General features: G+C 52.6%; 22 protein-coding genes. 12 read left to right on the forward strand and 10 right to left on the reverse strand.

Annotated features, from left to right (window positions below; all coding sequences use genetic code 11):
- Positions 1–61 precede the first annotated feature (61 nt).
- Entirely contained in the window at positions 62–739 is a 678-nt protein-coding gene (locus AC1W8Y_RS01165) for a nitroreductase (protein ID WP_482012612.1), read from the reverse strand.
- 180 nt (positions 740–919) lie between these two features.
- Positions 920–1,966, reverse strand: coding sequence for a phosphoribosylformylglycinamidine cyclo-ligase (gene purM / locus AC1W8Y_RS01170; protein ID WP_482012613.1), 1,047 nt, complete (start codon positions 1,964–1,966; stop codon positions 920–922).
- A gap of 68 nt (positions 1,967–2,034) precedes the next feature.
- Between purM and hda the strand changes: the two genes are divergently transcribed.
- From hda to folK, 4 genes are read left to right on the forward strand one after another with little or no spacing between them, the layout of a single operon-like run.
- On the forward strand, positions 2,035–2,736 hold the full coding sequence (gene hda / locus AC1W8Y_RS01175) for a DnaA regulatory inactivator Hda (protein ID WP_482012614.1): 702 nt from the start codon (positions 2,035–2,037) through the stop codon (positions 2,734–2,736).
- A complete protein-coding gene (locus AC1W8Y_RS01180; RefSeq protein ID WP_482012615.1) occupies positions 2,733–3,434 on the forward strand; it encodes an HAD family hydrolase in 702 nt (233 codons plus the stop codon). Before hda ends, AC1W8Y_RS01180 begins: the two co-directional genes overlap by 4 nt.
- Positions 3,434–4,822, forward strand: a complete 1,389-nt coding sequence (pcnB, locus tag AC1W8Y_RS01185; protein WP_482012616.1) for a polynucleotide adenylyltransferase PcnB — start codon at positions 3,434–3,436, stop codon at positions 4,820–4,822. The genes AC1W8Y_RS01180 and pcnB overlap by 1 nt, the downstream gene beginning before the upstream one ends.
- Complete coding sequence (folK, locus tag AC1W8Y_RS01190; RefSeq protein ID WP_482012617.1) at positions 4,819–5,292, forward strand: 2-amino-4-hydroxy-6-hydroxymethyldihydropteridine diphosphokinase; 474 nt, start codon at positions 4,819–4,821, stop codon at positions 5,290–5,292. Before pcnB ends, folK begins: the two co-directional genes overlap by 4 nt.
- Before the next feature lie 38 nt (positions 5,293–5,330).
- Here the strand turns inward: folK and AC1W8Y_RS01195 are convergent, their stop codons facing one another.
- The 7 genes from AC1W8Y_RS01195 to AC1W8Y_RS01225 form a co-directional block, all read right to left on the reverse strand.
- Positions 5,331–7,061, reverse strand: coding sequence for an adenylate/guanylate cyclase domain-containing protein (locus AC1W8Y_RS01195; RefSeq protein WP_482012618.1), 1,731 nt, complete (start codon positions 7,059–7,061; stop codon positions 5,331–5,333).
- A 69-nt stretch (positions 7,062–7,130) separates the two neighbouring features.
- A complete protein-coding gene (locus AC1W8Y_RS01200) occupies positions 7,131–7,637 on the reverse strand; it encodes a hypothetical protein (RefSeq protein ID WP_482012619.1) in 507 nt (168 codons plus the stop codon).
- Between the two features lie 119 nt (positions 7,638–7,756).
- Positions 7,757–8,209 (reverse strand): DMT family transporter, encoded by a 453-nt coding sequence (locus tag AC1W8Y_RS01205; protein WP_482012620.1) that lies wholly within the window; start codon positions 8,207–8,209, stop codon positions 7,757–7,759.
- Between the two features lie 24 nt (positions 8,210–8,233).
- Positions 8,234–9,445: a CaiB/BaiF CoA transferase family protein gene (locus AC1W8Y_RS01210; protein ID WP_482012621.1), complete on the reverse strand. Its 1,212-nt coding sequence runs from the start codon at positions 9,443–9,445 to the stop codon at positions 8,234–8,236.
- Positions 9,446–9,448: 3 nt separating this feature from the next.
- The gene (locus tag AC1W8Y_RS01215) at positions 9,449–10,279 is read right to left on the reverse strand and encodes an HTD2 family dehydratase (protein ID WP_482012622.1); all 831 of its coding nucleotides are present in this window, start codon (positions 10,277–10,279) and stop codon (positions 9,449–9,451) included.
- Positions 10,280–10,284: 5 nt separating this feature from the next.
- On the reverse strand, positions 10,285–11,400 hold the full coding sequence (locus tag AC1W8Y_RS01220) for an acyl-CoA dehydrogenase family protein (RefSeq protein ID WP_482012623.1): 1,116 nt from the start codon (positions 11,398–11,400) through the stop codon (positions 10,285–10,287).
- Between the two features lie 12 nt (positions 11,401–11,412).
- Entirely contained in the window at positions 11,413–12,606 is a 1,194-nt protein-coding gene (locus AC1W8Y_RS01225; protein ID WP_482012624.1) for an acyl-CoA dehydrogenase family protein, read from the reverse strand.
- A gap of 152 nt (positions 12,607–12,758) precedes the next feature.
- Here AC1W8Y_RS01225 and AC1W8Y_RS01230 point away from each other — a divergent pair, with 152 nt between their 5' ends.
- Genes AC1W8Y_RS01230 through AC1W8Y_RS01250 form a run of 5 tightly spaced genes read left to right on the forward strand, consistent with a single transcriptional unit; the run spans position 12,759 to position 17,115 of the window.
- On the forward strand, positions 12,759–13,730 hold the full coding sequence (locus AC1W8Y_RS01230; RefSeq protein WP_482012625.1) for a Bug family tripartite tricarboxylate transporter substrate binding protein: 972 nt from the start codon (positions 12,759–12,761) through the stop codon (positions 13,728–13,730).
- Positions 13,731–13,733: 3 nt separating this feature from the next.
- Positions 13,734–14,405: a 3-oxoacid CoA-transferase subunit A gene (locus AC1W8Y_RS01235; protein ID WP_482012626.1), complete on the forward strand. Its 672-nt coding sequence runs from the start codon at positions 13,734–13,736 to the stop codon at positions 14,403–14,405.
- Positions 14,402–15,097 (forward strand): 3-oxoacid CoA-transferase subunit B, encoded by a 696-nt coding sequence (locus tag AC1W8Y_RS01240; RefSeq protein WP_482012627.1) that lies wholly within the window; start codon positions 14,402–14,404, stop codon positions 15,095–15,097. The genes AC1W8Y_RS01235 and AC1W8Y_RS01240 overlap by 4 nt, the downstream gene beginning before the upstream one ends.
- 48 nt (positions 15,098–15,145) lie before the next feature.
- Complete coding sequence (locus AC1W8Y_RS01245; RefSeq protein WP_482012628.1) at positions 15,146–16,135, forward strand: Bug family tripartite tricarboxylate transporter substrate binding protein; 990 nt, start codon at positions 15,146–15,148, stop codon at positions 16,133–16,135.
- 8 nt (positions 16,136–16,143) lie between these two features.
- Positions 16,144–17,115: a Bug family tripartite tricarboxylate transporter substrate binding protein gene (locus tag AC1W8Y_RS01250; RefSeq protein WP_482012658.1), complete on the forward strand. Its 972-nt coding sequence runs from the start codon at positions 16,144–16,146 to the stop codon at positions 17,113–17,115.
- A gap of 62 nt (positions 17,116–17,177) precedes the next feature.
- Here AC1W8Y_RS01250 and AC1W8Y_RS01255 read toward each other — a convergent pair whose 3' ends face one another.
- Positions 17,178–18,146, reverse strand: a complete 969-nt coding sequence (locus tag AC1W8Y_RS01255; protein WP_482012629.1) for a tripartite tricarboxylate transporter substrate binding protein — start codon at positions 18,144–18,146, stop codon at positions 17,178–17,180.
- Between the two features lie 169 nt (positions 18,147–18,315).
- Between AC1W8Y_RS01255 and AC1W8Y_RS01260 the strand changes: the two genes are divergently transcribed.
- The 3 genes from AC1W8Y_RS01260 to AC1W8Y_RS01270 are packed head-to-tail and all read left to right on the forward strand — an operon-like array spanning position 18,316 to position 21,278.
- Positions 18,316–19,230, forward strand: a complete 915-nt coding sequence (locus AC1W8Y_RS01260) for an SDR family NAD(P)-dependent oxidoreductase (protein WP_482012630.1) — start codon at positions 18,316–18,318, stop codon at positions 19,228–19,230.
- 2 nt (positions 19,231–19,232) lie between these two features.
- On the forward strand, positions 19,233–20,084 hold the full coding sequence (locus tag AC1W8Y_RS01265) for a MaoC/PaaZ C-terminal domain-containing protein (RefSeq protein WP_482012631.1): 852 nt from the start codon (positions 19,233–19,235) through the stop codon (positions 20,082–20,084).
- Positions 20,085–21,278: a CaiB/BaiF CoA transferase family protein gene (locus tag AC1W8Y_RS01270; RefSeq protein ID WP_482012632.1), complete on the forward strand. Its 1,194-nt coding sequence runs from the start codon at positions 20,085–20,087 to the stop codon at positions 21,276–21,278.
- Positions 21,279–21,346: the final 68 nt, after the last annotated feature.

Genomic DNA, 21,346 nt, shown 5'->3' on the forward strand with positions numbered 1-21,346 from the left:
CTTTCATGTCGCTAACAAAGCCGCTTTTGCGAGACGGCATCAATCCGCTGGATGGGCTGCATCAGGCATCAAAGCCGACGTAACGAACGAAGGTCTCGTTCGCTTCGCGCACAGACTTGACTTGATTTGCCACAAAATTTTCATCGGGATAACCCATCGCGATACAAATCATGATGCTCTGATCATCCGGGATACCCGCATGCTCGTGGACCACGCTCGATTGCATAATGCCCTGCCCATTAATCACACAGCCAAGACCTCTCTCCCATGCGGCAAGGACAATAGCGTGTGAAAGTGCGCCCAAATCGAATTGACTGATGGCGGCAGGTTCAAGATATTTGTCATAAGTCAGCACCACAGAAACGGGTGCATCAAACTGCCTAAAACCGCGCATCACCCAATCGGTGCGCTTTTCTTTATCATCACGAGCAATGCCCATTGCCTCGAAGAGCTGCACAGCAATCCCAACTTGACGCTGACGATGCACCCCCTCATAGCCCTCTTTCATCGGGAAGTCGCGTTTAGCCGGTACCCCGCTCAGCATATTATGCGTGTTGCCCTGCCGAATCCGATTCAACGGTTCACCAGTAATGACATGCACGTACCAAGGCTGAGTATTCATCGAGGAAGGCGACCATTTGGCAACCTCTATGATTTCGTCAATCACTTCGCGAGGGACTGGCTTGTTCAAGTACCCGCGAATACTCTTACGCGACTTGATCAGCTGCGAAAACTCCATGTACTGCCTCCGTCTCTCTGTTTTATCTGTATTTTTATTTTAGAGACGATGATATAGCAGACAACGGTCTGTTTGCAGGAATGCGATTATTTAAAAGCCTAGCGATTTCCCTGAGGATTGCCAGTACTTCGCCCCGATTTGCTGGGGCAACCACTGAAAACCGAAGCGATCGCGAAAACGCTACACAACCACGGTCTGCGGGTCATTGATCCCACATTCACGAATTTCACCGAGCATATAAACGCTTTCACCTTGCGCTTTTAGCGCAGCACTAATCTCGCTCGCTTGCTCGGCAGGTACCACAACGACCATACCGACACCGCAATTGAACACCCGATGCATCTCGCTGTCTGCAACGCCCCCCTGCTGTTGCAACCAGGCGAACAGGGCAGGCAACTGCCACGCATCACGATGCAGGTGTGCTTGCAGACCTGGCTGCAAAATACGCGGCACGTTATCCAGCAAACCGCCGCCCGTGATATGCGCCATGCCTTTGATGGATGCACCATAGGTTGCGAGCACAGCCAGCAGGGATTTCACATACAAGCGAGTGGGTGCCATGACCACTTCTCTGAGTGGCCGCCCATGAAAATCTTGCTCTGGCCCAGCATTTGCACGCTGCAGCACCTTTCGCAGCAGCGAATAGCCGTTTGAATGCGCACCACTGGATGCCAGACCCAAGACGACATCACCAGGGGCAATCGTCTTCCCAGTGATGATTTTCGATTTTTCGACCGCGCCGACAGCAAACCCTGCTAAGTCGTACTCGCCATCAGGATACATCCCAGGCATTTCAGCGGTCTCGCCCCCAATCAGTGCACAGCCAGACAGTTCGCAACCTTTGGCGATACCACCGACGACTTGGGCGGCCACGTCCACTGATAGCTTGCCACAAGCGAAATAATCGAGAAAAAACAGAGGCTCAGCACCTTGCACCAGAATATCGTTGACACTCATGGCCACTAAATCGATACCAACCGTATCATGGCACTGCCAATCAAAGGCTAGCTTCAGCTTGGTACCAACCCCGTCAGTACCAGAGACGAGCACCGGTTCTTTATAGCGTTTAGGCACTTCAAACAGGGCGCCAAAGCCGCCAATCCCCGCTAAAACGCCTTCACGCATGGTTTTTGCGGCTAAGGGCTTGATCCGATCGACCAATTCGTCACCTGCATCAATATCGACGCCTGCGTCGCGGTAAGTCAAGGGGGTTTGCTGTTGTGTCATGGGATAACCGTGGTTGTGTGACAATTGCCAAGTTTCTGTAAGGATTTACCCGGATTTTAGACGAAGCTATGAATCAGCAGTTGCTACTAGAAATTATTCCCGCCGCCGCACCCACCCTCGAAAACACCGTCATTGGGGATAACGCCGAGGCAATTGATGCCGCGCGCCATCTGCAAACGGGTCGCGCGATGTATATCTGGGGGACGTCGGGCTGTGGTCGAACGCACTTGCTCAGAGCAATTTCAGTCTCTCAACCGTCTAAATTCTTCGATGCAAAGTCAAATAGTGAAATCATTCAGGCCTTGGCGACGGACAACGGTGAACTGGATACATTTGCCGGGGTTGTTTTAGTAGATGATGTCCACGACCTGAACGATTCGCAGCAAGCGGCGGTATTTGCCTTGTACAATCGCTGGCGAGAGGTTGCCTCAACAAAAAGCGCGTTTTCCTTAGTGGTCTCGGGTAATCGTGCGCCATTGATGATGGATTTGCGTGAGGATTTGCGCACGCGACTCGGTTGGGATCTTATCTATCGACTTGAGCCCTTATCGGATCAGGACAAACTATCTGCCCTTGAGAACCACGCAAAACACATTGGTTTGCCCTTGTCTGAAGATGTTCTGCAATGGATGTTTACGCACTACGCGCGCGATATCCGACAATTATTTGCACTGGTGGATGCCCTTGATCGCTATTCTCTCTCTAAACATCGAAACATCACTGTGCCACTGTTGCGCGCCATGCTATCTGATCGGAATTTTCTGCAATGAAGACGTTTAACCGACTTGCGCTGTTTGATCTGGATCACACGTTACTGCCGTTAGACAGTGACTACCAGTGGGCAGAATACCTTGCAAAAACCGGTAAGATCGGTGATCCTGCGGTGGCTATCGCACGCAACAATGAACTGATGGACCGCTATAACGCAGGCCAATTAACGGCTGAAGAAAGCGCTGGATTCATGTTGGGTTTGCTGACCAACCAAACGGCACAAACTTTGGCACAGTGGCATGAAGACTACATGAGGCAGGTCATTCGGCCTGCCATGAAGCCTTGCGCAATTGACTTGGTTGAACAGCATTTGCTGGCCGGCGATCTCTGCGCGTTGGTGACTGCGACCAATAGTTTTGTGACGGCACCAATTGCTCGGGCATTTGGTATCCCCCACTTAATCGCGACCGAACCAGAGTTTATTGGCGGACGTTACACCGGCAAAATTCATGGCACACCCAGTTTTAAGGAGGGTAAAGTCCTGCGTGTCAACGCATGGCTCAAGGGTATGGGTCTGCAATTCAGTGATTTCAGTGAATCGTATTTTTATAGTGACTCGATCAATGATGTGCCTCTGCTTGACGTCGTGACACATCCCATCGTCACCAATCCCAGTACCAGTTTATTCGAGCTGGCACAACAACGTCATTGGCCCGTGCTCAATCTCTTTGAGCATGTACAAGACAACAAATCCTGATGATACAAACAACAATCAAAAGTTTTGTTGGCCGCTTACTCGGCCGACGCAAGCAAGGCCCGCAACGCATCGACAAATCGCGGCATGGCATCGATAGGCGCAACGTTTCTCGCCACGCCATCAAAGTTTGCGAAGTACTGCAGCAACATGGTTTCGAAGCCTATATCGTCGGTGGCGCGGTGCGCGACCTGATTGTCGGCCTTGAACCAAAAGACTTCGATGTCGCAACGAACGCAACGCCTGAGCAAATTCCCCCTTTGTTTCGTCGGGCCCGCATCATCGGTCGTCGCTTTCAACTGGTGCACGTTGTCTTTGGCCAAGAGATCATCGAAACGTCAACCTTCCGCGCACCAGCATCGGAGCTTCAACAGACCGATGATCATGGCCGTATTTTGAGAGATAACGAATTTGGCAATCATGAGCAAGATGCTGTTCGTCGAGACTTCACGATCAATGCCCTCTATTACGACCCGTCTACCGAACAAGTGATCGACTTTCACCACGGTGTTGAAGATTTGAAGAAACGCGTGGTTCGAATGATTGGCGACCCCAAGACTCGCTACCGAGAAGATCCCGTGAGGATGCTCAGGGCCGTCAGATTTGCGGTCAAACTCGGTGCCACGATCGACTCTGATACGCGCGCGCCAATTGCGGCGATGGCTGACCTGCTGGAAAATGTGCCAGCCTCGCGTCTATTCGACGAAATGCTTAAACTACTGACCTGTGGACATGCGATGGATTGCGTCCGGCAACTGCGTCAGGATGGTTTGCATCAGGGCTTGCTTCCCATGCTTGATGTGGTCTTCGAGCAACCGGGGGGTGAGGATTTCATCGAGCTTGCCCTGGATCGTACCGACCATCGCATTCGTGCCGGCAAAACCGTGAGCCCCAGCTTCCTGTTTGCTGCCTTGCTTTGGCAACAAGTCGAAGCGCGTTGCAAAGCTATGGTTCAACGCGGCGAGCCCTATGTGCAGTCGCTGATGGCGGCAGCTGACTCCGTGCTCGATGAGCAAACCGAAAAGCTCGCCATCCAAAAGCGCTTCGCATCCGACATGCGCGAGATCTGGTTTATGCAACCACGGTTCGAGCGGCGACTGCCGAAATCAATCTGGCGAATGTTCGAACAGCCACGCTTTCGAGCAGCCGTCGACTTTTTGCAGTTAAGAGCGGCGGCGCATCAGTTTGATAGCGTGCTGGCTCAATGGTGGATGGATCTCGCCAACGCAGATGATGCGGGTCGATCCGAAATGCTCGACGACCTGGCGAATCAGCCTCGCGAACCAGCTACAGGCGCGACAACACGCACTCGGGCTAGGCGTCGCCGTAGCCCAAATCGATCCAACGCAAAAACGGCGGCTAATGGCGGTGGCGGGCCAGAATCTGCATGATAGCGACTGCCTTCGTCGGGCTGGGTGCCAACCTGGGCAATGCCCGTCAAACAATCACCGCCGCCTTAGCGTCTTTAACCAGTACACCGGGCACCTTGTCCTGCGAGAGCGCCAGCCTTTATGGCAGCGATCCGGTGGATGCAGCGGGACCCACGTTCGTCAATACCGTTTCCCGGTTAACAACGAATCAGTCACCGCTCGAATTACTTGAGACGTTGCAAGCGATAGAACTCGAATACGGCAGGCAAAGAACACACCTTAATGCGCCCCGTACCTTAGATCTTGATCTGCTGTGGTATGACGGCATTGAGATGAATACACCCAAACTGACCTTACCGCATCCACGTATGCACTTAAGAGCCTTTGTTTTGCGCCCGCTTAGTGAACTCACCTCAGCGCTTGAAGTTGCTCAACACAACATCAGCTTCTGGTTGAAGCAATGCGAAGATCAACGCATCTGGAAAATTTAAGGCGTCCGGTCAACCACAGCATCAGGCCTGCTAGCGCCTCATGTTTTGCGACTTGACACGAAATACATATCTACTTCGCCTTTACCCTTGGCCGCCAATTTGCCTCGATACTCGCAGTCGAACTCTTCTTGAATCAAATAGTAGGTATAGGCTGACACGTTGACTCGCCCTGCTTCGCTTGCGCTCTCCATCCGTGAGGCAATATTGACCGTATCACCCCATATGTCAAAGGCGTACTTTCGTTTGCCAACGATACCGGTGACCACCTGCCCTGAATGGATGCCCACTCGCATTGACCATTTGAACGCAGACGTGAGGTTACGCTTTGCGACAAAATCCACCATGCGCAAACCTGCATTGACGCATCGCAAGGCATGATCCGCGCACGGCTTGGGCAGCCCCGCCGCGGCCATATACGCATCACCAATCGTTTTGATTTTCTCAACGCCTAACTCATCGCAAATATCGTCGAACCCACAAAACAGCTCGTTAAGCTCGAAGACCATTCGATCTGCTGGCATCGTTGACGCAGTCTGAGTAAACCCACTTAAGTCTGTGAATAAAACCGATACTGACTCGTGACGAGTGGGGCGTGCAGTGCCCGTGGCTGTCAGTTCATCCGCAATGTCACGCGGGAGTATATTGTGCAATAACTCTTCACTGCGATCTTGCGCGCGCCGAAGCTGTAGGGTTCGCTCGTCAACCTTGCGTTCAAGGTCTGCGTAGGAAGCTTTGAGCTCACGGCTCATGTGATTAAATTGATCAGCCAATCCTTCTATTTCATCGCCAGTCTTGACCACAATATGGCTATCGAGGTCGCCTGCGCCGATCCGAGCGGCACCCGCTTGCAAAATATTGAGCGGCCGCGCAAGCGCTCTGGCCAGATAGAAGCTGGCCAGAACTGATACCAGAAGGCCTGCAATCAAGACGACCGTCGACCTGAGGACAGGCTGATACACCGCATCAAGAATTTCACTTTCGGGCGTCTCAACAAATACCGTCCATTGCAGGCTCTCAATGGGCGCATGCGCCGATAAGACCTTCACGTTATCCATGTTTAGACCGGGGGAAAAGTCATCACCCTGGTTCATGCTTTGAACCTGAGGCAGGCTCATCAAGTTCGAGCGTTTAAGGACCATGCTGACTTCGGGATGGACCACCAAGGTACCCAGTGAATCGACGACATAGGCGAGCCCCTTGACCCCCATCTTGATCTGTGGGACCACATCCCAGACATACTTGAGATTGACCTCGGTCTGCAGCACACCACCCAGTGCAGGGCGTGCAATCGTTATATAGGGCTCAGTGTCTTTGACAAAATAAACCGGCCCAAAATAAGCTTTCCCCTCTTTCACGGCATGGAAGCTATCTTCTTTTGACCAGTCAATGCCGCTGCGCACACGATCCACGGCGAACCGCGATATCCTCAGCTGCTCAAACCCATTTGCATCCATCCATGTCACTTCACTGATCGCGGGTGAAGTACGCAATAGTCTGGTGTACTCGATGCGCTGTTGAGCGAGCGAGTCTTCGTCGTGGGCCGTGTTTGACAGTGTTGTCCAATCCATTTGCCGTTGAATTTGCACCACGAACTGCTCTATGCGGTAGGCCGCATCCCTCGCCTTTTCAAGCTGCAAACTGGCTAAATGGTCATAGGCTTCTTGGTAGGCAAAGTAGATCCCAATGGCACTGCTAACACCCAATAGCGCCGTCACCAACAAAGCAATGAGCGTCGCATACTTGGGAAACAGTCGCCAGCGTCTCAACACAGTAGCAATCCTCTTTAGCGGGTTAGTATCACTTGAGGTTAGGATACTGCCTGATCGCCATTCTGTTTGTCACCAAGCATTTTTGGATTTCAGGTGCTTGCATAGATCGTCGATGGTCGTGTTTGGCGTTAGATCTTGGTTCATGATGATGTCAGCGTCGGGAACATCTCTGTGAGCGACTAGCTTGCTGTTCAGATAAAACGACTCTTGCACCGTATCAGAAAAGTGCCTGGCACAATCGACCATGACGGTTTGTTCGTAGGTATCGTGCTTGGGATCATAGACGGGATGCCCGCCCCCTGTCGCCTGAGCTTCGACCACACGAAAGCGAGCCAGCAAAAACGTGCCAGAGGCCGTTTCTCGCTTATCGAGCATGGATTCGTACATGGCTTTGAACTCACCCTGCTTGGTTCCGAACACCGGTGAAAAAAACGTTTGTGCGGTTGTCACCACGCCTGGCAAAGTTCTCGTGACGGGCGATTTTTCCCACGGTATGGGTGTTTCTGCACGACTTGCTGGCGTTGTGACGACCATGAAAATACTCACAGCTAGCTTTGCAATCCGGTGTGCCATCATTGCTTCTCAGTCAATTTTTTTACAACGCGAGCACCGACGCGGTGAACCACTCAGCAGGTATACCCAGCTGGTTGCCTCGTTTTCTTAAATCCTTCGTCAGTGGCAAGGCGATCCAGTTTTCAAGTCTTAGCCATTTGAGACATCATCAAACCAACGATCACGAGCGCCAAGCCGCCCCCCTTGGCCAAAGAAACTTCTCGTACTGCCGCACCAAACAAGCCAAAGTGATCAATCGCCGCTGAGGTCAAAATTTGGGCGCAAACGGCGAACAGAATAAAGTCACTGACCCCCATGCGTGGAGAAAGTAACGTGGCACTGACGACATAAAAACAGACGAAGACACCCCCCAACAAATGCAATGGATTCACTGTCTCAAGCGCCCGAAAATCAGGGATTTTAGAGGTGAGCATCAAACTAAGCCCAATGGCTGCAACCAACCCCACCAACATCAAAATGACGGGCGCGTGCAGCGGGTTACCCAAGGTAGCACCCAGCTTCGCATTAATGACCGCCATCACGGGGATGAGACCGCCAGCCAATGCGGCCCAAAGCGAATATTTGATGAACATCATATGAAAAATCCCGGTTGACGACGACTATATGGCGTTTGCTGCTCGCAGTTCAACTATCTGTTGGTCGCTCACCTGTAGCTCTTTCAGGATTTTGACGGTGTGTTCGCCAATATCAGGGATCGGATCCATCCGAGGATCGAACTGGTTGTTACTGGCTGGGGGCAACAGCGCTGGTAGCGGCCCAGCAGGGCTCTCAATTTCAACCCAACGCTGACGTGCCTTGAGCTGCGGATGCGCCCAGACGTCTTTCATCTCGTTGACTCGTGCGTTCGCAATTTGCGCATCTTCAAGCCGTTGCACCACTTGGTCAATGGTCATTTGACTAAAAGCTTCAACAATCAAAGCTCTTAAAGGCTCACGGTTAGCCGAGCGTTTGGTGTTGTTCTCATAATCCACACTGGTCGCCACTGACGGATCTTGTAAGACCTTTTCGCAAAAGGCTTGCCACTCTCTCTCGTTTTGCAAGCCCAACATGACCTGACTACCGTCGCCAACTGGAAAAGGCCCATAAGGATAAATCGTTGCATGTGACGCGCCAGCCCTCACAGGCGCAGGCGCCCCGTCGTAGGCGTAGTAAAGCGGAAAGCTCATCCACTCAACAGTACTTTCCAACATCGAAACATCTAGCCGACTACCAAGCCCTGTTTTATGGCGAAGCAACAAGGCGTTCAAGATACTTGAGTAAGCGTAAGACCCAGCGGCAATATCTGAAAGTGAGCACCCCGCTTTGGCGGGCGAATCCGGCGAGCCTGTTGTCGACACAAACCCGCTCTCACTTTGAATCAGAAGGTCATAGGCCTTTTTAGTTTCGTAAGGCCCGCCATCCCCATAGCCCGAGATATCACACACAATCAATTGGGGGAATTGAGTATGTAAGGCTTCAAACGACAAACCCATGCGTGCCGCTGCACTCGGTGCAAGATTCTGAACCAAAACGTCTGCCTGCCCCAACAGCTGCAGCAAAATCTCATGGGCACCAGGGTGTTTAAGATCAAGCGTTAAACTTTCTTTCGAGCGATTCGTCCAAACAAAGTGTGACGCTAAACCCTTAGTACGGGTATCGTAATTACGGGCGAAATCACCCACACCAGGTCGCTCGACCTTAATCACCCGCGCACCCATATCAGCCAGTTGTCGTGTGCAGAAGGGTGCAGCGATAGCATGCTCGAGACTCACAACAGTGATCCCGTCGAGCGGACGAGGACGTGAAGTGAATGCTGATGAGGTCGAATTCATTGTTTAGATTTCAAAGTGGATATCTGCCTGGTGAGCCAATGTCCCACCTTGCTGCGCCCAGACCATCGCGTGACCGGCAGTTTGTATCGTGCCACCCACCTCAAAAGGGGTGGGGGCAATCAAGGGACGCAGACCTCGATAAGCCATCTGTTTCAGACGGGCATTCGGGTTCGCGGCGACAAAGGCCTGACACATCATCGTCGCAATCAGCGGGCCATGCACCACTAAGCCGGGATAGCCTTCGGTTTGCGTCACATACGGATAGTCATAATGAATTCTGTGGCTATTGAAAGTAACCGCCGAGTACCTGAACAGCATGACCTCAGTCGGATTCACCGTTTGCATCCATTGCGAGGCTGGCACGGGCTCACTGCCTACTAACTTCGGTGGACTCGGTTCGCGGTACACAATATCTTGCTCTTCACTGATCACACATCTGCCTTGTTGCACAACCTCATGCTTGACCGTGACAAACAACAGCGAGCCGGTTCTACCTTGTTTCTCATGAATGGCCAGCACGGTCGACGTTTTTTCAGCCTCAATGCCCACTTTCAGTGCGCCAGAAAAATGGATTCTCCCGCCCGCCCACATGCGATTGCGGTTATCGGCAGGCGGCAGAAAACTGCCCCGCGCCGGATGCCCGTCTCTACCCGTTTCAGCGAGCGGCACGGTTTCCAGAAAGTAGGCCCAATGCCAGAGGGGGGCAAGCTCTGAACCCGCCTCGGGCTTAGGCTGACCCAAGGTGACCGCGATAGAAGCGGCATGAGTCGGATCGAGTCGATCCGAGACCGTTTTAGATCGCCCTACCCATGCGCTTAAATCGCTCGTGGTCATGGTGATCAACCCGCCATATCTTGCATACGTTGCAAGTGATGAAAGGTATCGCCCAACAGCAAATCCGTGTAGGTCAAGCGTTTGAAGTAATCACCCACTTCAAGCTCATCGGTCATGCCCATGCCGCCGTGAAGCTGAACAGCCGCCTCACCCACCAAACGTGCCGCTGCAGCGACTTCAACTTTTGTCATTGACACTAATCGGCTTCTTTCAGCGGCGTCGCTTTGACCCAGCGCCTGCGCGGCGACATAAGTCATGGATAACGCCATTTCTTGCTGAATCAGCATATCGCCCATGCGATGCTGCAATACCTGAAAATTCGCAAGATACTGACCAAATTGTTGACGGGTCTTGAGGTATTGAATCGTGACTTCGGTCAGGTATTCCATGGCACCACACGCATGGGCACACAAGGCCGTGATGCCAAAATCAAAAGCAAGATTCATCAGGGCTTCGGCTTGTGGTCCCTTTGCAATCAATGCATCTGATCCCAACGCGATGTTATCCAACCCGACCGTGGCCGTCCGCATCCCGTCAAACGTGGGATAGTCGGCAATCGAAAGCCCAGTCGCTGATCGTTCAACCAAAAACAGCGCCATTTCGCCGTCGAGCAGCGCCGACACAATCAGCGCTTGAGCAGCAGCACCATGCCAGACCAGTGTTTTACGTCCATTCAAAACATAGCCCGACGCAGCGCGCTCAGCATGCGTGCACAACGGACGCATCGAATAACGTTCACCCTCTTCTTGCCAAGCGATCGTCAATACCGCCTCGCCCTCTGCGTGAGCATTTAGCCATTTCTCTTTCAACGCTTCGTTTTGGCTACCAGACAGCAATGTCACCGCCATCACAGCACTGGGGATCACAGGCTCGCTGACCAAGCCACGCCCAAGCTCGTGATGCACGGTCAACATCGTCGCTGGGCTCTCACCAAACCCGCCATAGGCTTCTGGCACCACTAAGCCTGCAACGCCAAGTTCAGCTAAAGATTGCCACGCTTGCTCATCCATCTGGCCGGTCGCTTGGCGGGCTCTGCGGTGTTTGAATGTCCAGTTTTCGCTCATGACTCGGCGCAAACTGTCTGTCAACATACGTTGTTCTTCTGAGTACGAAAAATCCATTTTGAGATCCTTTTATACGCCGATAATGTGCTTGGCAATAATGCCTTTCTGCACTTCAGTACTACCGCCGTAAATTGTTGTTTTGCGGTTATCAAAGTAGCTCGCTGCAGCAGCAGGAGAGAAATCGGGGCCAGGACCATGGAACGACGACTCTGCAAACATCCAGTCGGGATCATAGGGCCACGCGTCTGCGCCTGCGATTTGCATTTGCAATCGAGCCAGATCTTGCTGGATTTCAGAACCTCTGATTTTTAGAATAGAGGCTTTGGGACCAGGTTCAGCCGAGCTGCTGTCAGCGGCGACACGCAGCAATAGCATTTCTAGGGCGCGCACCGAGGCTTCAACGCGGTTAATGCTGTCACGCACCCGAGGATCCAGTCCGAGAGATTCCCCACGGGCGGTGGTGCGCTCTGCCAGGGATTTCAGAATGGCAAGCTCACGATAACAATAGCCAAGCCCAGCAATGCCGGTTCTTTCGTGGCCGAGCAAATACTTAGCGTATGTCCAACCACCATTCAATTCGCCGACCAGATTTTCAAGAGGGGCTTTAACGTTTTCAAGCCAGACTTCATTGACTTCAGCGCCACTGTCGAGCGTTTTAATCGGGCGCACACTCACGCCTGGCTGGCGCATGTCGATCAGCACCATCGAAATCCCGCGTTGCGCCTTGGCACTGGGGTCTGTTCTCACCAAGCAAAACATCCAATCCGCATGATGGGCCAAGGTGGTCCAAGTCTTCTGACCATTAATGACAAATTCATTGCCGACAATTTCAGCCTTGGTTTTCAGCGAAGCCAGATCAGACCCTGAGCCAGGTTCCGAATACCCTTGACACCACCAGTCGTCCATATTGATGATTCTGGGCAAGTAGTAATCTTTCTGAGCTTGATTGCCAAATTTCATCAAGACTGGGCCAATCATGCTCAACCCAAAGGGCAGCATGCGCGGCGCGCCACCTTTGAATGTCTCAACTTCAAAAATGAGTTTCTGAAGGCTCGTCCAGCCGGTGCCGCCATATTCTTTAGGCCAATTGGGTGCACCCCACCCTCTATTGGCCAAAATCTTATGCCAGCGGATATAGTCCTCGCGGCTAGCCCGTTGATGTGCAAATGTTTTTGCACGCATATCTTCGGGTATTTGAGTTTTCACGAATTCGCGCACTTCGTCGCGAAACGCCAACTCTTCTTTGGTCCAAGTTAAGTCCATTTTTATTCTCCTCGTCGCGGTCATATTAACGCTGGCAAGAAACACGGGAATCTCTGTTTCTGAAAGTCTGCGTTCTTATTCTTAAAATCCCGTATAACTATAAAGCACACGTACAATGCCACAAAACTTATAAAAATGCTCGAGGAGACTCTTTGAAAACGACCTCAAAATGGTTGGTTTGCGCGCTGCTATCCGCAGGGTTTGTGGGGGATGCCGTCGCGGCCTGGCCAGAAAAGCCAATCACCATTATTGTGCCCGCTGCTCCCGGGGGTACCTCAGACATTGCAACTCGAGTCATCAGCGACAAATTAGCTACTGCGCTGAGCACGACGGTTGTTGTTGAAAACAGGGCAGGCGCCGGTGGCATTATTGGATCCCAAGCACTCGTCCGGTCAGCCCCAGATGGGTATACGCTCGACATGGGTAATATCGGCCCCAACGCAATCAACTACTCACTTTACAAAAAGTTACCTTACAAGCCTGAGGATTTCAGCGCAGTCACGCTCATCGTTTCCGTACCGAACATCCTTGTTGTCAACAGCCAGTCTCCGTACAAAACAGCGAAAGAATTGATCGACAGTATCAAGAAAAACCCGACTGGGCAGTTTTCCTTTGGGTCATCCGGGACTGGTCAATCGCCACATCTATCGGGTGAAATGTTCGTACAACGTGCTGGCATCCAAGCCGCCCACGTACCCTACAAGGGGGCAGGGCCGGCGGTTGCGGCGCTGTTAGGCAATCAGTTCACCTTCATGATTGATAATTTGCCCAGCTCAATGCCCTACATCAAAGGGGGGCAATTACGAGCGTTGGCAATTACCAGCCAAACTCGGTCGCCCGAATTGCCGGATGTGCCTACGATGGCCGAAGCCGGCATCGACAATATGGTGGTGACCGCGTGGTTTGGGCTGGTTGCGCCTGCTGGCACGCCGCTTAGCATTCGTAAAAAAATTCAACAGGCTGCTAAAAGTGTTCTTGAGACGCCCGATATGCAAGCTAGATTTCAAAGTATGGGCGGCGTGACAGGCGGGAACACGCCCGAGGAATTTCAAACCTATATTGATGAGCAACGCGCGACATGGCAACCCATCGTCCAGGGCGCCCATTTATCCATGGAGCATTGAAGTATGTTGAATAAGATCAAGGCATCCCTCGAAGAAGCCATTGCGCCCATCCAGGATGGTGCATCCATCATTGTCAGCGGTTTTGGCGAAGCGGGGGTCCCCTATGAACTGATGAATGCCATCATCGACAAAGACCTCAGAGACTTGCTGATCATCGCGAATAATGCGGGCACCTATGACAGAGGTATTGCCGCCATGATCCGGCAAGGTCGTGTACGCAAAGTCATTTGCTCGCATCCACGCCCTCCTAACTCAGAGGCCTTTGCGCAAGCGTACCGCGAAGGTAGGGTCGAACTTGAATGTATGCCTCAGGGGACGCTCGCAGAGCGACTCAGAGCGGCGGGTGCAGGTTTAGGCCCGTTTTTTACCCCAACCGGCTATGGCACGCTCGTCGCAGAGGGCAAAGAGCAGCGAGTGATTGACGGCAAGGGGTACATTCTTGAGCAACCCTTATCAGGGGACTTCGCTCTGATCAAGGCTGACCAAGGCGACCGCTGGGGCAATCTGACCTACCGTTTCGCACAAAGGCAGTTTGGTCCGGTCATGTCAATGGCTGGCAAGCACACGATTGTGCAAGTAAGAGAAATCGTCGAGCTCGGCGCACTAGACCCGCAATATATTATGACGCCTGGCATCTTTGTCGACGCGGTCGTCAAAACTGGAGACAGCAAATGACCAACTATCAACCGCTGACTCGCTTGGAGATCGCCTACCTTGTCGCTCAACATTTTGAAGATGGATCGGTCGTCAATCTCGGTATTGGCATGCCAACTCAAGTGGGCAATTACTTACCCAAAGACAAAGAAATTTTGTTGCATAGCGAGAATGGCATTCTTGGTATGGGTCGCAACGCCGAGGGCGACGAAATCGATTGGGACTTGATTAACGCGAGCCGCACGCCAATCACACTGGTTGACGGTGCCTCGATCTGCGAGCACACCACGGCGTTTGCCATGATGAGGGGTGGTCATTTGGATTACTCAGTGCTCGGCGGGTTTCAGGTCGCTGCCAACGGAGATCTTGCGAACTGGATGACGATAGAACCCAATGCAATCGCGGCCATTGGCGGTGCGATGGATTTGGCGATTGGCGCCAAGAGCGTGATTGTGACCATGGACCATGTTGCTAAGGATGGTTCGCCCAAATTACTGAAGCAATGTACCTATCCGCTCACCGGTTTGGGGGTCGTCAAGCATGTCTATACCGATCTCGCCATTGTGGATGTGGTAGCTGGTGAATTTATCGTGCGCGCCATCCTTGATGGCTTAAGTTTCGATGAACTGCAAGAGAAAACGGGCGCCCCTTTAACACCGGCGCCGAATATGTCCGTGATCAAGCGAAATCCCGATGGGCAACTCAGTTTTTGATTTAACGTTGGACGCCAAAGATCAGGCCGATCAAAAAAGGACGCCACAATGAAACACGCTTTGCGCATGACCATTAGCCGTCAACTGATACTTTGGTCGCTAACAGCAGGATTGGTGTGCATGACCCCTTGGGCGTGCGCGCAGACTTTTCCGAACCAGCCGATTACCTTGCTATTGCCTTATCCGCCTGGGGGCAGCGCCGACTTTCTGGCTCGTCCCATGATGGCTGAATTACAAAAGAAGCTCGGCCAACCTGTTGTCATTGAGTACAAAGCTGGCGCGGGAGGAACCATTGCAACCAATGCTTTGGCGCACGCCAAGCCTGATGGCTACACCATTTTGATGGTGCTATCGGCTCACGCCATCAACCCCTCTCTGTACCCCACGTTGCCCTACGATACGATCAAAGACTTCACCCCCGTCTCGCTGGTCGCGCGGTTGCCACTCTTGTTAGTCGTCAAACCAAGTTTGCCGGTGCACACAGTCAGTGAGCTCATTGCGTACGCCAAAGCAAACCCCGGGAAACTTTCATATGGCTCAGCCGGCAATGGCAATACAAGCCATTTATCTTCTGAAATGTTTCAACGGGCCACGGATACCAAAATGGTTCATGTCCCCTATAAGGGCAGTGGTCCCGTTGTTGTCGCGTTACTTGGCGGGGAAATCGATCTGATGTTCGATAGCTTCTCGACCTCCTACCCTCAAGTACAGAACGGGAAATTCAGACCAATCGCCGTTGCCAGTGCAAAACGTTCACCGCTTCTGCCAGACACCCCAACGATTGCGCAGACCGTTCCCGGTTTCGTGATCGACGGCTGGTATGGCGTCATAGCACCTGCAAACACGCCAAAGACAGTGATCGATAAACTCAATGAAGCGTTCACTGAAGTGGCAAATCTTCCGGCGGTCAAGGCGCAGCTCAATGCAAGCGGTTACGACGTCGTGACGTCAACGCCCGCTGAGTTTGGGAAAACCATCGAAAATGACTTGCTTGTCTGGTCCAAAGCAGTCAAAGAATCCGGAGCGAAAATAGAATAATGACATCCATCAAATACCTCACCCAACTTCTGCTGTGTTTCAGCATCGCAGCTGCTGCGACAAGCGCTTGTGCTCAGGACAAATGGCCTGAACGCCCGATCAAACTGGTCGTTGGCTACTCGGCGGGTGGTCCGGTGGACACCACAGCTCGTTTGTTTGCCAAGTTCTTGGGCGACGAGCTCAAAGCGTCTGTGGTCGTCGAAAACAAAGCGGGTGCAAGCGGCATGATCGCTGCCGATCAAACCGCCAAAGCACCCCCGGATGGCTACCTCTTGAACTTTGTCGCCAGCCCGAGTATGACCATTACCCCTGTCGTGCAACGCAGCAAAATGTTCAATCCTCGCACTGACTTTACGTTGATCGCATCGGTCGTCAACTACACCAACATGCTGGTGATCGGTCCGCAAATCCCGGCCAATTCAATTCAAGAGCTGATCGATTACGCTAAATTGAACCCTGACAAAGTCTCTTTTGGATCTGCAGGTGTGGGTGCCTCGAATCACATGTCGGCCGAACTATTGCGTCAATCGACTGGCACCGAGATGCTACACGTCCCCTATAAAGGCAACTCGCCTGCCATGATGGATGTCGTGAGTGGCAAAATCACTTTTATGTTTGACATCATTAGCACAGCCAAAGTGTTTGTTGACTCTGGACAAGGTAGAGCACTGGCCGTCACTTCTCGCACTCGCAACCCAGGCATGCCAAACGTCCCGACAATGATCGAGGCGGGCATCAAGGATTATGAAGTCGTTGGCTGGATCGGCGTCATCGGCCCCTTGAACCTGCCCGATGCGGTTGTGACGAAACTGCGCGAGGCGACCAATCGAGTGAAACGAAATCCAGAATTTGTCGCCGCGGTTGAAAAAGGTGGCTACGTGATTGACTCGATCAATGAAATTGAATTTGGCGAACGTATTTCACATGAACTCGATCTGTGGCAAGACGTTGTGACCAAAGGCAATATCAAACCGGAGTAACTTGCGTCTTATCAAGTGGGTGGCATCGGCGGCCAACACAGTCATGTCCCCCACTCACCGGATCAGTCATCAACCGTGATGTGCGCAGCGCGAATGATATCGCCCCATTTCTTGATTTCGCCTGTCATAAACGTTTGAAACTGCGCAGGACTATCGGTTGCGGCTTCTGCCCCAGCCACCTTCAAGGCGTCTGCCGTCTTGGGATCCGACAAGACCTTGGTCAAATCAGCGCTCACTCGATCAATCACGAATTGAGGGGTACCCACCGGAGCCATTAATCCCGTCCAAGAATAAGCTTCGTAACCTGGCAAACCTGCTTGTGCGATGGTTGGCAACTCAGGGAAGAAAATCGATGGTTCAGGATTGCCAACGGCTAATGCTCGAATTTTGCCCGCCCTGATAAACGGCATGGCAGACGGCGCATCAGCAAACATCAGTTGTACTTGCCCAGCGACCAGATCTTGTATCGCTGGGGCACTGCCTTTGTAGGGGATATGCTGCATCTTCGTACCCGCCAGGCTGTCAAAGATTTCACCCGCGAGATGGGTACCACCGCCCGTGCCCGATGAGCTATACGACAATTTGCCGGGATTAGCCTTCGCGTAGGCGATCAACCCTGAGACGGATGTCACCGGCAAGCTTGGGTTGACGACTAATACAATCGGAAATCTCGCGACTAACCCGACCGGTATCAAATCCTTTTGCACGTCATAACTCAAGTTATTTTTTAGCGCCGGAAGTATTGCGTGATGGATGGCTGCAAAAAAGAAATGATAACCATCGGGCGCAGACTTCACTGCTGCTTGCGCACCCAAGATGCCCCCGGCGCCTGCTTTGTTCTCAATCACGGTCGAGACTTTCCATCGCTGTGCCAAACCCTGAGTGGTGATTCGCGCCGTCGTATCCACTGGGCCGCCTGGCGCAAAGGGGACGATGAAATCGACTGCTCTCTCAGGCCAGCTTTGCGCCAAGCCCGCAGTCACGACACACATCAGCAACGACCCCATCACTAACTGGGAAAATTTTTTCATTTGAAGCTCACCGAATTATTTTTGCTTTGACGAGACGCGTGCGATCAGTATTTCAATAAGGCAAAGACAGGCATCCCGAAATCTGAATAGCGGATGATCGCATTTGGCCCTACTATATTGCAACCATCGCGTTGTAACACCTAAAAATTAAAATATTCGGAGAATCAGGATGAGTGGAATGTTGGCAGGCAAAGTAGCGGTCGTGACAGGATCTGGCGGCGGTGTCGGGCGTGGCATCGCCTTGGCCATGGCGGCCGCAGGGGCGAAAGTCGTTGTGAATGACATTGGCGCGAGCCTGACAGGTGAAGGTCTAAGCGCCGGCCCTGCCCAGCAAGTGGTCGACGAAATTATTAAAGCAGGCGGGCAAGCGGTACCCTGCACTGACAGCGTCGCGACTCGTGCAACCGCGAACAACATCATCGAGACAGCGGTTCAGCATTTTGGCAGGATTGATATTGTTGTGAACAACGCGGGTAATTTGCGTGATCGCGTGTTTCACAAAATGAGCGACGAAGAATGGAGCCAAGTCATCGACGTCCATCTCAATGGAACCTACTACGTCAGCAGGGCGGCGGCGAACTATTTCCGCGAACAAGAGTCGGGCGCCTTCGTCCATATGACATCGACCTCAGGCTTGATTGGTAATTTCGGGCAAGCTAACTATTCAGCTGCCAAACTTGGTATTGCGGCCCTATCAAAATCCATCGCGCTTGATATGGCTCGCTACAACGTGCGCTCGAACTGTATTGCCCCCTTCGCCTGGAGCCGAATGACCAGCTCTATCCCCGCCAATACCCCTGAAGAAAAGGCGCGTGTCGAAAGACTTCAAAAGATGGATGCAAACAAGATTGCACCGATGGCAGTTTACTTATCGAGCGATGCGGCCAGTCACGTCACTGCGCAAATCTTCGGCGTACGTGCGAATGAAATTATGATTTTTAGCCAGCCACGCCCAGTGCGGTCCGTCCACATGAGCGAAGGCTGGACACCTGAGTTGATCGCCGAGATTGGCGCCCCCGCCTTAAAGAGCCATTTCTATCCGCTTGAACGTTCGGGTGATGTCATCGGTTGGGATCCTATCTGATCATGGACTATCAAACGATCAAGAACTGGACGTTTCCCGTTGTCAAACAGACCTACACCGAAAAAGACTCGATCCTTTATGCGCTAGGGATTGGCTTCGGGCAAGCGGCAACAGCTGCCAGTCACCTGCAATTTACCTACGAAAAAGACCTGCAAGCCTTTCCCACCATGGCTGTCGTGCTGGGCTACCCTGGCTTCTGGATGAAAGACCCTGCCTCTGGGATCAACTGGGTAAAGCTGGTGCATGGTGAACAGCGGCTAAACATTCACCACCCCATTCCGGCAACCGGAAAAGTCGTCAGCCACGCCAAGATAACCCATGTCATCGATAAGGGCGCCGACAAAGGGGCTCTCGTGATCACCGAGCGAACGCTCGAAGACGATGCGGGTACCTTGCTAGCAACGATTAGCTCGACCACGTTCTGTCGTGGTGATGGTGGGCTAAGTCAATCCGACGAGAGCCCAACTCAGCTCAAGGCGACACCTGACACAGCGCCAGAACTGACTTGCACGATTCCCATCCTGCCGCAGGCTGCGCTTATCTATCGCTTGAGTGGGGACGACAATCCGTTGCATGCCGATCCAGACGTCGCTCAGGCAGCGGGTTATGCCAAACCGATTTTGCATGGCCTTTGCACCTATGGGGTTGCGGCCAGAGCTATTGTCCAGACACTCTGCGACAATGATGCTCGCCGGCTGACTGCCTTGCACAATCGATTTTCTTCGCCGGTCTATCCCGGTGAGACCCTGATAGTAGAGATGTGGCGCACTGGCCCCAACAGTGCGAGTTATCGAGCCAAAGTGGCGCAAAGAGATGTGGTGGTCCTGAGCCACGGTTACGCGGAATTCAAATAAATGACTCAAGCAAGACAAGCACCCCTGAATGGCATCCGTGTGTTGGATCTATCCCGTGTTTTAGCGGGGCCGTGGTGCACTCAGAATCTCGCGGATCTCGGGGCGGACGTGATTAAAGTCGAACGTCCTAAACTGGGTGATGACACGCGAGCTTGGGGACCACCGTTTCTCAAGGACGAGAACGGTGAAGACACCTCTGAGGCCGCCTATTACTTGAGCACCAACCGCAACAAGCGGTCAATCGAGGTCGACTTGGCAAGCCCTGAAGGGGCGCAAATCGTACGTGAACTTGCCAAGCACTGCGACATTCTGGTCGAGAATTTCAAAGTGGGCGGTTTGAAGCAGTATGGCTTGGATTACGAAAGTATGAAAGCTGATTTTCCGCATCTGATCTATTGCTCAATCACCGGGTTTGGCCAGACCGGGCCGTTCGCTGAACGCCCCGGCTACGATTTCATGATTCAAGGCATGGGCGGCTTAATGAGTATCACCGGTGAGCGAGATGGCTTGCCAGGTGCTGGCCCACAAAAAGCCGGCGTTGCTGTCACGGATATCATCACTGGCATGTACGCCTCTTTAGCCATCGTCGCAGCTATCCGTGAACGTGATCACAGTGGTTTGGGACAGCACTTGGATATCGCGCTGTTAGATTGTCACGTGGCGATGCTTGCCAATCAAAATCTCAATTACATGACATCAGGGGTGACACCGCAGCGTGCTGGTAACGCGCATCAGAATGTTGTGCCCTACCAGGTGTTCAAAACCTCGGACGGTTTCATGATTGTGGCCGTCGGCAACGACTCGCAGTTCAGATCCTATTGCCAAGCCATCGAGCGGCAAGATTTGGCGATTGATCCGAAATTTGTCACGAACCGCCAGCGCATTATCAATCGGGACGAGTTGATTCCCCTGCTTGAAGTGATCATGGCTAACGGCAAACGGGACGATTGGATCGCGAAGTTCGAGGCGGTGGGCGTCCCATGTGGCCCGATTCAGTCAATCGACCAGGTATTCAAACACCCTCAAGTCGTGTCTCGCGGCATCTGGAAAAACATGCCTCACCCGATCGCTGGGTCTACCCCAACCACCGCTAGTCCGATGATTTTTTCGGACACGCCCATCGAATATCGGCGCGCGCCACCGACACTGGGTCAACACACCGAAGAAATTTTGAAAGAATTACTGGGAAAATGACTCATCTAACGGTAGAGTAAGGAATAAGCTTCAGAGCGTGGTCAGTTAGAAAGCCTCATCTATAAAAA

It is taken from the genome of Jezberella sp., assembly GCF_964834465.1.